Annotated in this window: 10 protein-coding genes; 1 reads left to right on the forward strand and 9 read right to left on the reverse strand. The window is 64.1% G+C overall.

Annotated elements, in window-relative coordinates:
• Nucleotides 1-2: 2 nt before the first annotated feature.
• Together IVB54_RS30515 and tcuA are read right to left on the reverse strand one after the other, a co-directional pair.
• Nucleotides 3-1031, reverse strand: a complete 1029-nt coding sequence (locus IVB54_RS30515; protein WP_018456146.1) for an esterase — start codon at nucleotides 1029-1031, stop codon at nucleotides 3-5.
• A 28-nt stretch (nucleotides 1032-1059) separates the two neighbouring features.
• Complete coding sequence (gene tcuA, locus IVB54_RS30520; RefSeq protein WP_018456147.1) at nucleotides 1060-2451, reverse strand: FAD-dependent tricarballylate dehydrogenase TcuA; 1392 nt, start codon at nucleotides 2449-2451, stop codon at nucleotides 1060-1062.
• Between the two features lie 157 nt (nucleotides 2452-2608).
• Here tcuA and IVB54_RS30525 point away from each other — a divergent pair, with 157 nt between their 5' ends.
• Nucleotides 2609-3292, forward strand: a complete 684-nt coding sequence (locus tag IVB54_RS30525) for a GntR family transcriptional regulator (RefSeq protein WP_018456148.1) — start codon at nucleotides 2609-2611, stop codon at nucleotides 3290-3292.
• Nucleotides 3293-3305: 13 nt separating this feature from the next.
• Here the strand turns inward: IVB54_RS30525 and ybaK are convergent, their stop codons facing one another.
• From ybaK to glp, 7 genes are all read right to left on the reverse strand, one after another.
• Complete coding sequence (ybaK, locus tag IVB54_RS30530; protein ID WP_018456149.1) at nucleotides 3306-3779, reverse strand: Cys-tRNA(Pro) deacylase; 474 nt, start codon at nucleotides 3777-3779, stop codon at nucleotides 3306-3308.
• Between the two features lie 246 nt (nucleotides 3780-4025).
• Nucleotides 4026-6794, reverse strand: coding sequence for a formate dehydrogenase subunit alpha (gene fdhF, locus IVB54_RS30535; RefSeq protein ID WP_018456150.1), 2769 nt, complete (start codon nucleotides 6792-6794; stop codon nucleotides 4026-4028).
• Nucleotides 6791-8500: an NADH-ubiquinone oxidoreductase-F iron-sulfur binding region domain-containing protein gene (locus IVB54_RS30540; RefSeq protein ID WP_018456151.1), complete on the reverse strand. Its 1710-nt coding sequence runs from the start codon at nucleotides 8498-8500 to the stop codon at nucleotides 6791-6793. Before IVB54_RS30540 ends, fdhF begins: the two co-directional genes overlap by 4 nt.
• 248 nt (nucleotides 8501-8748) lie before the next feature.
• Nucleotides 8749-9036 carry a hypothetical protein gene (locus tag IVB54_RS30545; protein ID WP_026233096.1) on the reverse strand — a complete coding sequence of 96 codons (288 nt, stop codon included), beginning with the start codon at nucleotides 9034-9036 and terminating at the stop codon, nucleotides 8749-8751.
• 91 nt (nucleotides 9037-9127) lie between these two features.
• Nucleotides 9128-10783, reverse strand: coding sequence for an OFA family MFS transporter (locus IVB54_RS30550; protein WP_018456153.1), 1656 nt, complete (start codon nucleotides 10781-10783; stop codon nucleotides 9128-9130).
• A 316-nt stretch (nucleotides 10784-11099) separates the two neighbouring features.
• Complete coding sequence (locus tag IVB54_RS30555; RefSeq protein WP_018456154.1) at nucleotides 11100-11363, reverse strand: sulfurtransferase TusA family protein; 264 nt, start codon at nucleotides 11361-11363, stop codon at nucleotides 11100-11102.
• Nucleotides 11364-11429: 66 nt separating this feature from the next.
• Nucleotides 11430-12686, reverse strand: a complete 1257-nt coding sequence (gene glp / locus IVB54_RS30560; protein ID WP_018456155.1) for a gephyrin-like molybdotransferase Glp — start codon at nucleotides 12684-12686, stop codon at nucleotides 11430-11432.
• Nucleotides 12687-12692 lie beyond the last annotated feature (6 nt).

Raw genomic sequence — 12692 nt, forward strand, 5'->3', positions numbered from 1 at the left:
CTTTACTTCGTCAGGCCTTTGCCCTCGAGCCATTTCTGGATCAGGGCCGCGACCTCGAGATTGTTCTTGTCCATCATCACCATATGCGAATTGCCCTTGATGCCTGTCTGCGGGAGATCGATGATGTCGACGCTGCCGCCGGCCGCCTTGATGGCGTCCGCAAAGGCGATGCCGTTGGCGCGGATCTTGGGCCAGCGCGAATCGCGCTCGATATAGTCGCCGTAGATGATGAGGGTCGGGACGTTCTTCAGCACATCCGCTTTGGCGGGATCGCCGATGCCGGCCGGCTCGATCGCAATCAGCGCCTTGACCTTGTCAGGGCGGGCTTGCGCGACCTTGAAGCCGAAGGTGCCGGCCTGGCTGTGGAACAGAAGCACCGAGGGGCCGACGCGATCGATCTCAGCGATATAGGCGGCGATGGTCGCATCGTCGGTCGTGGTCCAGCGCGGTACGTTCTGCTTGACGAAATTCTCGTAACCCTCGACGGGGAACTGGTTGCCCGGCAACAATTTTCGCTTGGCGGGATCGGGATCGTACGAGTTCGGCCCATCGCCGATGCGGAAACGCTCGAACGGGTTGGCCGTGGTCAGGAAGACCGGCTCGCCTTTGAAGATATCGGGATATTGCGCCCAGCCCGCGCGTCCGCGCTCTACTGCGTCGGAGTTATAGACCCCCCACCCCATGCGTAGAAAATAATTCAGCCAGCCTTCGCGTCCGTCAGGCGTGGTCTCGTAGGTGACGCCGGTCAGTCCGCCGCCATGCCACATCAGCAAAGGATAGGCACCCTTCTCGTTTGCCGGCAGGAAATACTGAACATACATCTGCTCGACCTGATACGTGCCGTTGGGATCAACCTTGGCCGGCACTCCGCCGGGCGCGAACACGACCTCCCTCACCGGCTTGCCCGAGATTTCGACAAGACGGCCACCGACATGGAACGAGCCCATGTCTCGCAGCGTGATCGGCTCGGCCGCGTGGGCGTAGCCGACGGTCAGCAGCGCCGCGATCGAAGCAATGGCAATGCGTGACATGGTTCCTCCCTCGTGTCTGTTCTTCCGCCTAATTCTTCGCGTGGCGTGCCGCTTCCCGTCCTGCGATCCGCCCGAACACGCTGCCGATGGTCATGCCCATGCCGGCGGCATAGCCCTTGCCGAGCACGTTGCCGGCCATGATCTCGCCGGCCGCGAACATGTTGGCCGACGGCTTGCCGTCAGCCATCAGCATGCGCGCTTCCCTGGTCACGCGCGTGCCGAGATAGGTGAAGGTGATGCCGGGCCGCACCGGATAGGCAAGGTAGGGCGGTGTCTCGATCCGCCGTGCCCAATGCGTCTTCGGCGGCGTGATGCCTTCCGTGCGGCAATCGTCCAGAATGGTGTGGTCGAAGGTGCCGGGCTGCACCGCGGCGTTGAATTCGGTGATCGTCTTTTCCAGCGCGGCCGGATCGAGCTCGAGCTTGCCGGCAAGCTCAGCCACCGTCTGCCCTGCGATCGGCGGGAATAGCGTCGGCATGAAGCTCGTGACCACGGTGGAGTCGAAGATGATGTAGGCGATCTGTTCGGGCTGCGCGGCCACCAGCCGGCCCCAGATCGCGTAACGCTTCGGCCAGATGTCCTCACCTTCATCATAGAAGCGCTGCGCGTGCTTGTTGACGACGATGCCAAACACGACAGAATCGTGCCGCGTGATGATGCCGCCGTCGAATTTCGGCGCGCGCGCGTCGATCGCGACCGCATGGCACTGGGTGGGGTCGCCGACCTCCTGCACGCCCTTGGCGAGCAGCATCTTCAGGATCGAGCCGCGGTTATAGGGGGTACCGCGGATCAGGAAATTGTCGGCGGCCTCACCCCAATATTGCTTCAGCCATTCGATGTTGGCCTCGAATCCGCCGGCGGCGGCGACCAGCGACGTCGCGCGGATCTCGGTGTCGCCCTTGATCGGCCGCCTGAGGTGGGCGGCGAGAAACATGCCGTCTTCGATCATGAGGTCGATAACCTCGGCGTCGTATTCGATTTCGACGCCGAGCTTCTCGGCGGTGAGATAAAGTGCGTTCAACATCGCGCGGCCGCCGCCGAGGAAGAATGAGTTGGTGCGGCCGAGGCCCAGCGTGCCGCCGAGCGAGGGCTGCCAGCGCACGCCCTGCTCCACGATCCAGTTCAAGATGTCCTTGGACTCGCGGATCATGTGCCGGGCGAGCACCTCGTCGGTCTGGCCGCCGGTGACGCGCAGGAGATCCTCCCAAAACTCTTCCTCAGTGTAGGGGCCGGTGAGGATTTCGGTCGCCTCGTCATGTGCGCAACGCATGTTGCGGGTGTGGCGCGTGTTGCCGCCGCGATAGAACTTTGGCGCGCCTTCGAGCACCAGCACCGATGCCCCACCGCGTCGCGCGCTGATCGCCGCACACAGCGCCGCGTTGCCGCCGCCGATCACCAGCACATCGTATTTGCTGCTCATGCCGTCTGTCCGATGCGACGAAGTTGGAGACATTCTGCCCGCCGGCGGCCCCGGCCAATCCGGCTGGTCATTGCGCACCTTTGTATACAAAGATATACGAATGTCCGGCAAGCGTTATCCTGCATGGGAAGGATGCGCGTGGCGAGCACGAGGATGCATGGCAAGACGCCCGACAAAAGCAGGCGGCTCGATCGCGCGCGGCAGCGGCGTGGCGCTCGGCGAAGCAGTGTTCCGCTCGCTCTGCGAGGCGCTGCAGGCCGGCAGCTACCGCGCCGGCGACCGCCTGCGCGAGGAAGAGGTCGCCCAGCGGCTGAAGGTCAGCCGCACCCCGGTGCGGGAAGCGCTCGGGCGGCTTGCCGCACGTGGGTTCGTCGAACCTGCCGGCGGCCGCGGCCTGATCGTACGCAACCTCGACATCTCGGAGGTGCTCGAGCTCTACGCCATGCGCGAGATCATGGAGGGCGCCGCCGCCCGACTTGCCGCCGAGCACGCGTCTGCGACCGAGGTCGACGCGCTCAGGGACATCGAGCAGACCTTCGTGGAAGCGTCGGGGACTGATCCCGCCGAGATGGCGCGGCTCAACCGCGCCTTCCACGAGGCGATCTGCCGCGCCGCGCGCAACCGCTATCTCGACAACGCTTCGCGGGAATTGCAGGACTGGATCGCCCTGCTCGGTCCAACCACGTTCACCGTATCCGGTCGCCCGTCGACCAGCCACGGCGAGCACCAGGCCATCATCGACGCCATCGCGGCTCGCGACGGCGGCAAAGCGGAGCAGCTCGCGCGCACACACATCCGCGAAGCGCTGCGCTGTCGGCTGAAGCTGTTGCAAAAACAATAGCAGAGCGCCGCGCTCAGGCGACCAGTTCCGCGACGATCGCCTTCAACACGTCCCGCACATCGCCCGGACTGAGCCGCACCTGCAGTCCGCGCTGACCGCCATTCACGTACACGTAATCATGTGCGAGCGCGCTCTGCTCGATCACGGTGCGCACAAGCTTCCGCTGCCCGAATGGGCTGATGCCGCCAACCTTGTAGCCGGTGAGGCGCTCGGCCTCAGGCGGCTTCATCATCTGCGCCGACTTGCCGCTAACAACAGCGGCGAGCTTCTTCATCGAGACTTCCTGATCGGACGGGACGATCACGCAGACCGGCTTGCCGTCGACCAGCGCCATCAGCGTCTTCAAGACGCGCGCGGGATCCTCGCCGAGTGCGGATGCAGCCTGAAGGCCGATGCTCTCGGCGTCGGGATCGTAGTCGTAGGTGTGGACAGTGAAGGCAAGACCGGCGGCCGTGAGCGCGCGTGTGGCTGGGGTGGCTTTGGACACGGACGATGTCTAGCACCGCCGCTGCGAGGAGCGAAGGGACGGCGACACGGGTGGACACATGCACCACAGCCTCAGCGTCGTCCCGGCGAAGGCCGGGACCCATAACCACAGGGAGGAGTTTGGAGAAGACTCGTCGTTCGGTACGCCCACCATCCGCTAACGAGACACCTCGCGGTATGGGTCCCGGCCTTCGCCGGGACGACACCGCAGGCATTGTGTCGCCAAATAACCGGCGAGCGCGCTGCCCTACTCCGCCGCGTCGCGCATCTCGGCACGTTCGGCCCTGGCCGCGCAGAACTTGAACTCCGGGATCTTGCCGAACGGATCGAGCGCCGGATTGGTCAGGAGATTGGCCGCCGCCTCCGCGTAGCAGAACGGCATGAACACCATGTTCTCGGGAACGTCGCGGTCGGAGCGGACCTTGACCTCGACCGCGCCGCGGCGGGTCTCGAGCCGGATGAAATCGCCGGGCGCGAGCTTCTTCCTGTGCATGTCCTTTGGCGACATGAACGCGACCGCCTCGGGCTCGATCTGGTCGAGCACCTGCGCGCGGCGGGTCATCGAGCCGGTGTGCCAATGCTCGAGCACGCGGCCGGTCGAGAGCACCATCGGATATTCGGTGTCGGGGATCTCGTCCGGCGGGATGACGTGAGCCGGAACGATCTTGCCGCGGCCGCTGGCGGTCGGGAAGCCCGTGGTGAAGATGATCTCGTTGCCGGGCACGTCGGGACCGTCGACGGGATAGGTCACCGCGCCTTCGCGCACCAGCCGCTCCCAGGTGATGTTCTTCAGCGACGGCATCAACTCCGCCATCTCGGTGAAGACCTCGCCGGGACCGGCATAATTCCACGGCAGCCCCATGCGCTTGCCGATCTCCTGGATGATCCAGAGATCCTGCCGCGCATCGCCCGGCGGCTTGATCACCTGGCGTGCGAGCTGCACGCGGCGATCGGTGTTGGTGAAGGAGCCTTCCTTTTCGGCAAACGCCGAGGCCGGCAGGATGACGTCGGCGTGGAACGCGGTCTCCGTGACGAAGAGATCCTGCACCACGAGATGGTCGAGCATGGCAAGCGCCTGGCGCGCATGCTGGAGATCGGGGTCGGACATCGCTGGGTTTTCGCCCTCGATATACATGCCCTTGATCTCGCCGGCATGGATCGCGTTCATGATCTCGACCACGGTCAGACCGCGCACGGGATCGAGATCCTGGCCCCACAGCTTCTCGAAGACGCCGCGCATGTCGTCGCGGCCGACCGGCTGATAATCCGGCAGGAACATCGGGATCAGACCGGCATCGGAAGCGCCCTGCACGTTGTTCTGGCCGCGCAGCGGATGCAGGCCGGTGCCGGGACGCCCGACCTGGCCGGTGATCAGCGCCAGCGCAATCAGGCAACGCGCATTGTCGGTGCCGTGGACATGCTGGCTGATGCCCATGCCCCAGAAGATGATCGACGATTTTGCCCGCGCATAGGTTCGCGCGACCTCGCGCAGGGTCTGCGCCGGGACACCGCAGATCGGCTCCATCTTCTCCGGTGTGAACTCCTTGATCTTCTCCTTGAGCTCCTCGAACCCCTCGGTGTAGCCGGCGATGTACTGATCGTCGGTCAGCCCTTCGGTGATGATCGTGTGGATCATCGCGTTCAGCATGGCGACGTCGGAGCCCGGCTTGAACTGCAGATGCTTGGTCGCATGGCGCGACAGCGTCTGCCGGCGCGGGTCCATGACGAACAGCTTTGCGCCGTACTGCTTGACCGCGTTCTTGATGAAGGTCGCGGCGACTGGATGATTCACGGTCGGATTGGCGCCGATCACGATGATGACCTCGGCGTCCATCGCAGCCGAGAACGGCGCCGATACGGCGCCCGAGCTCAGACCTTCGAACAGCGCCGCGACCGACGAGGCGTGGCACAGACGGGTGCAATGGTCGACGTTGTTCGAGCCGAAGCCGGTGCGCACCAGCTTCTGGAACAGATAGGCCTCCTCGTTGGAGCCCTTCGCCGAACCGAAGCCGGCCAGCGCCTTCACGCCCTTCTCGTCGCGGATCTTGACCAGGCCTTTGGCCGCCATGTCGAGCGCTTCTTCCCAGCTCGCTTCGCGGAAATGCGTGAACGGATTGGCCGGATCAACCTGGTCGTTGGAATCCTTCTTCGCGTTGGGCAGCCGCACCAGCGGCTTGGTCAGGCGATGCGGATGATGGATGTAGTCGAAGCCGAAGCGGCCCTTGACGCAAAGGCGGTTGTGATTGGCGGGGCCGTCACGGCCCTCGGCATAGATCACCTTCTCGTCCTTGACCTCATAAGTCACCTGGCAGCCGACGCCGCAGAACGGGCAGAGCGAGTCCACCTTCTTGTCGGCATAGACGACACGGGTCTGCTTCTCGTCCAGCATTACGGCCGGCATCAGGGCCCCGGTCGGACAGGCCTGCACACATTCGCCGCAGGCGACGCAAGTGGACTCGCCCATGGGATCGTCGAAATCGAACACGATTTTCGAGCCGTGGCTGCGATAGGCCATGCCGATGACGTCGTTGACCTGGACCTCGCGGCAGGCGCGCACGCACAGTCCGCACTGGATGCAGGCGTCAAGATTGACGCGCATGGCCGGATGGCTGGCGTCGGTCGCCCAACGCTCGGCGGCGGGGAAGCGACTCTCGGTAACCCCAGTGGTTTCGGCCCAGTGCCAGAATTTGGAGTCCGGATCGTGCGAGGTCTCGCGCGCCGGCTGGTCGGCGACCAGCAGCTCCATGACCATTTTTTGCGCGGAAACCGCGCGCGCGCTCTCGGTCTTCACCTTCATGCCGACCGATGGCGTGCGCTTGCAGGACGCCGCGAGCACGCGCTCGCCCTCGATCTCGACCATGCAGGCGCGGCAATTGCCGTCGGGGCGATAATCCGGCGCGGGCGAGTAGCACAGATGCGGAATCTCGCGACCCTGGCGTTTTGCGACTTGCCAGATCGTCTCGCCTGCATTGGCCTCGACCTGCTTGCCGTCGAGTTCGAACGTAATCTTGGTCATTCGGCCGCTTCCTTGAACTCGTCAGGGAAATATTTAATCACGGTGGCAAGCGGATTCGATGCCGCCTGTCCGAGCCCGCAGATCGAGGCATCGCGCATCGCCTGGCTCAATTCGTCCAGGAGAGCGCGGTTCCAGACCGGTTGCTGCATCAGCAGCGCGGCCTTCTGGGTTCCGACGCGACACGGCGTGCACTGGCCGCAGCTCTCGTCCTCGAAGAACTTCATCAGGTTCAATGCGGCCGCGCGCACGCTGTCCTTTTGCGACAGGATCACGATCGCGGCAGAGCCGATGAAGCAGCCGTATTTTTCAAGCGTGCCGAAATCGAGCGGGATGTCGTCCATCGCCGCCGGCAGGATGCCGCCGGACGCACCACCCGGGAGGTACGCGTAGAACTGATGGCCATCGGCCATGCCGCCGCAATATTCGTCGATCAACTCGCGCACGGTGATGCCAGCAGGCGCGAGCTTCATGCCGGGATTCTTGACGCGGCCCGAAACCGAGAAGCTGCGCAGGCCGTGCCGCTCATGCCGGCCGTGGCCCTTCCACCAGTCGGCGCCCTTCTCGATGATGTCGCGCACCCACCACAAGGTCTCGATATTGTTGATCAACGTCGGCAGGCCGAACAGACCGACTTGGAATGGATAAGGCGGCTTGTGCCTGGGTAAGCCGCGCTTGCCCTCGATGCTTTCCAGCAGCGAGGATTCCTCGCCGCAGATATAGGCGCCAGCGCCGCGGCGCATGTGCAGCGTCGGACCGCCCGGCGGCAGCTTCGCGATCTCACGTTCGAGGATTTCGCGCGAGGCCGGATATTCGTCGCGCAGGTAGATGTAGATATCCGAGGCCTGCACCACATGCGCACCGATCAGCATGCCCTCGAGGAAACGGTGCGGATCGCTCTCGAGATAGACGCGATCCTTGAACGTGCCGGGCTCGCCCTCGTCGCCGTTGATCGCCATCAGGCGCGGGCCGGGTTCACCAAGCACCGCGCGCCATTTACGTCCCGTCGGGAAGCCGGCGCCGCCGAGACCGCGCAACGAGGCGTCGTCGAGCGCCTTCAGCAGGTCGTCCGTCGGTAGTTCGCCCGAGCACAGGCGATTGAGCAGCTTGTAGCCGCCGCCGGCGACATAGGCTTCATAGCCGATATAGTTGGGCAGATGCGCGTGGGTATCGCCAGCCTTCGCCGCCGCCATGACATTGGCCACCGTCGCATGGTCAACAAAGTTGTGTCCGACTTCCGCGGCAGGCGCCGTATCGCAGCGGCCGACGCAGGGCGCACGCACCACGCGGATACCGGGACCTGACGCGTCTTGCAAATCCGCGAGCAGCTTCTCTCCGCCGAGCATCGCGCAGGTCAGCGAATCGCAGACGCGGATCGTCAGCGGCGCGATATCGGGCTCGCCTTCCTTTACCACGTCGAAATGCGCATAGAAGGTCGCGGTCTCGAACACTTCGGCGAACGCGAGCTTCATCTCGTCGGCGAGCGCGGCGAGATGCGCGGCCGAGATCTGGCGGTACTGATCCTGGATCAGGTGCAGATATTCGATCAACAGGTCGCGACGCCGCGGTCGGTCGCCGAGCAACTGCGCGATCTCATGAGAGGCGGTGGGATCGACCTGCCGTCCCTTGGGTGTGGATTTGGCGCGCTTCCGTCCCTGGCCGGGATGTTCGAACTCGCGAACCTTGTGAACGTCGTCGTTGCTGCTCATGGAGACGTCGCGTTCTCTTCAAATGCGTGATGAGTTTGGACCGGACCGCCAAGGCGATCAGTCTTCATTTCCCGACTCGATCAAACGGAACCACCGGTTCCTGCGTCCCGCCGATCAAGCCAAATTCGACGCAACTCTAATCTCTGGTATGCCAGATGCAAGAGAATTTAGAGCGTCTCTAGAATGATTTAGGAGGCAGGCGGTCGCCCGCCGTGCCCTTTTGCGCAAGCGTCGGATGGAACCCGATCTCAAGTCTTGCTCATGCACTCTTCAATGTAGAACCAGCGATCGTCGCCGGCGAGGCCCTTGGACTTCACGTCGGCGCGGCAGGCTTTCAGCTTCGGCTTGTTGGTTGCCCATTTCGCCTTCATGTCTTTCAGCTTCTGCATGGTGAGCTTCATCTTGCCAGGTTTGGCTTGCGTCGCTGCAGCAGGCGCCGCCGGCGGCGTCGCCGTCTGCGCGGATGCGGCATGAAGGCCAGCGACGAGCAACACGGCCGCGAGGCAAATTCGAAGGCAAATTCGGGTGCGAATCATTTCAATCCCCCTAAGTCCCATTTCTGATGATGTCCGAAAGGCCAACGAAGCGGGACGCCTGATGAGCATCCCGCTTCTGTCTCGACGACGGTCAGAAGATCTTGACCGCGCTCTCCAATGTCTTCCAAACACCCCAAAGCAGGGGGACGCCGACGAACGCCCAGAACAGCGCCGCCTTGGCGTCAAGCCCGCCAAATCCGATGCCGTAGGAGCCGTGCGGCCCCGCGGCGGCGGCGCTGGCGCTTGCAGCCTGCAACTTGGCGACATCGGCGTCCTTCATGTGCCACTTCGAATCGACCGGCTTGATCAGATAGTTGCAGATCAAGCCCGCAATCAGCATCGCACAGAGGATGTACATAGTCGTGTTGTAGAGCTGATCGCGCGGCACGCCTGCCGCGAGCTGGAACTCGCGGATGTAGTTGACGACGACGGGACCGATGATGCCTGCGGTGGACCACGCCGTCAGCAGCCGGCCATGGATGGCGCCGACGAACTGGGTTCCGAACATGTCGGCGAGGTAGGCCGGCACGGTGGCGAAGCCGCCGCCATACATCGACAGGATGATGCCGAAGCCAAGCACGAACAGGAGCTTCGAACCCATCGCGGCAAAGGTCGGCGCCAGCGCGTAGAGCACGATGCCGAGGATGAAGAACGTATAGTAGGTGTTCTTGCGCCCGATCTTGTCCGACAGCGATGCCCAGAAGAAGCGGCCGCCGATGTTGAACAGCGACAGCAATCCGGCGAAGCCCGCGGCGATCGCGGCGATCTGCGCCTTCTGTCCCGCATCGAGCGCGTTGAAGCCCACCTCCGGCAGGCCGATCAGCTTGCCGGCGAAGATCTCCTGTAGCATCGGCGATGCCATGCCGATCACACCGATGCCGGCCGACACGTTCAGGCACAGCACCCACCAGATCAGCCAGAATTGCGGCGTCTTGTGCGCGTCGTTGAGATGGACGTTGGCCTTCGAGATCATCGCGTTGGCCTTCGACGGCGCGGTCCAGCCCTCGGGCTGCCAGCCGGGCGGCGGCAAGCGATAGCGGAACGCGCCGATCATCATGAACACGAAGTAGATGACGCCCATCGTGACGAAGGTCTCCCAGACGCCGACCGAGGTCGGGGTCTTGAAGTAGTTCATCAAGAGGTTAGCCAGCGGCGCGCCGATCATGGCGCCGCCGCCGAAACCCATGATGGCCATGCCGGTCGCCATGCCGCGACGGTCCGGGAACCACTTCACGAGCGTCGAGACCGGCGAGATATAGCCAAGACCGAGACCGATGCCGCCGATCACGCCCGAACCCAGCCACAACAGCCAGAGCTGATGGGTGTATACCCCGATCGCACCGAGGAAGAGGCCGCCGCACCAGCACAAGGCCGAGACGAAGCCGGCCTTGCGCGGGCCTACGCGCTCCAGCCAGCCGCCCCAGACCGCAGCCGCGATACCGAGCAGCACGAAAAAGAGCGTGTACATCCACCCCATGCTGGCGACCTTCCAGTCGCAGCTGGTCGTGAACAGCTCCTGAAACAGTGACATGTCCGCGCACGCCTTCGGCGCGGTAACTCCGATCGCGCGCGACAGCGGCAACCAGAACACCGAGAAGCCGTAGGCCATGCCGATACAGAGATGGATGCACAGCGCAGCCGGCGGCACCAGCCAGCGATTGAACCCGGCGGTCGCGATGGTCCGCTCGCGATCCAGAAAACCTGCGCCGGCACCCGAAAGTGTTCCAGCGCTCTCGATGGTAGACATGCATTCCTCCCCTAAAGCCGCCCTTCTGAACGGCCTGCCACGACGGTCCTGTTCCTCAGCCTGCAGCGCAGCCTTTGTCCCTGCTGCTCCACAATGATCGACGCGCGCCAGGATCGTCACGCGCATCCGAGACGTTAAACCCCTAACCGTGGGGACTATGCCCGACGCCACGGCCGGGCTTCTTTCGACGGCCCATTTGCTCCGCATATCGCAGGCACGACTCGACCTCCGCGTCTCGGCGGAGGACGTCAATTGGGGCAGAAGTGATGATCGATGTCGATAGACAAAAGGTAGGTATCAACCGAGTGACCGCGAGCTAAGTGGGCGGCGCACCATTGATATTTTCTATCGATCGATCGGCCTTCTCAATCAAGAACACGATGCGCGCGTCGTTGCGCTCGGTGATCTCCACCGTGTCGCCGGTCTCCCGGATCAGGTTCGGAATGTCAATCACCGACAGCGGATCGGTGCAGTACACTTCGAGCTGATCCCCCGGATGCAACGGCTTCAGCGCTTTGCGCGTCTTCAGGGCGGGCAGCGGGCATTTCAGTCCGGTGAGATCGAGCGTCGTTCTGGTCATCGGCGCAACATGGCGGGAGCGACCGATGGCGTCAACGCCGAGCCAGCACCAGCATCACGTTCAGACTCAGAGCAAATCGGCATAGGACAGGAAACCCACGCTCTGCCCCGGCTCGACACGCGTGACCTCCTCATCGAGCTCGATGAGGCCGTCGGTGTCGATCAGAGAGGACAACAGCCCAGCCCCCTCGCGTGGAAACTTGATTGCCTCGAATGCGCCGTCCTGCGTGCGCCGCAAGGAGGCGCGAACATATTCGCGTCGGCCCGCCTTCTTCTTGTAGGTGAATGCCGCGCGCACCGGGATCGGCAACAGCGGCGCCGGCAGGCTCCCCGCAAGCGCGAGCACCGTCGGCCGCACCACATGCACGAAGGTGACGAAACTCGCGACGGGATTGCCCGGCAATCCGATCAGCGGCGTGCCCTCGATGATGCCCATCGCCACGGGCCGTCCCGGCTTGATCGCCATCCGCCACAACACCAGCGAGCCGATGCTTTCGACCGCGGCCTTGACGTGGTCCTCCTCTCCGGTCGAGACGCCGCCGGTGGTGAGGATCAGATCGTGCGTGCCTGCGACTTGCTTGAGGCCATTCGCAAGCGAGGTACGTTCGTCGCGCAAAATGCCGAGATCGCTGACCTCGCAGCCGAGCCGGCGCAGCATCGCCATCAGCATGAAGCGGTTGGAGTCGAACAGCTGCGAGGCCGCGCGCGGCTCGCCGGGCGAAGTCAATTCGTCACCGGTCGAGAACACCGCGACACGGATGCGCCTGACGACGTCGAGCCCGACCAGGCCGAACGCCGCCGCGAGCGCGACATGTTGCGGCAGCAAGCGCTGGCCTGCGCGCAGCGCGATGTGGCCCTGGGGGATGTCCTCTCCCGCAGGGCGGACATTCGCGCCCGGCTTCAGCCCCGGCGGCAGCACAATTCGGCCGGCGTCATCGACGCGGACGTCTTCCTGCATGAAGACGGTTTCGGCATCCGGCGGCATCGGCGCGCCGGTGAAGATGCGCGCGGTGTGGCCGGCCTTGATCGGCGCTAGTGCCAGACCGCCGGCCTGGATGCGGCCGTCGAGCGGGAGTGCCCGCTCGGCGCTGTCCGGAAGATCGGCGTTGCGCACGACGTAGCCGTCAACAGCGGAATTGGTGAAGGGGGGCAACGGCAGCGGCGCCGCGATATCGCGGGCCAGCACCCGCCCATCAGCATCGATGAGCCTCACGGTTTCGAGATCGACAATCGCGTTGACGCGCGTCGTGATCAGGCCAACCGCCTCGTCGACCGACATCATCGGTCCGCCGAAGGCAAAACAATCGTCCGACAATTGCGCCATGGTGCC

It is taken from the genome of Bradyrhizobium sp. CW1, from assembly GCF_023100665.1.
GTDB lineage: Bacteria > Pseudomonadota > Alphaproteobacteria > Rhizobiales > Xanthobacteraceae > Bradyrhizobium > Bradyrhizobium canariense_D.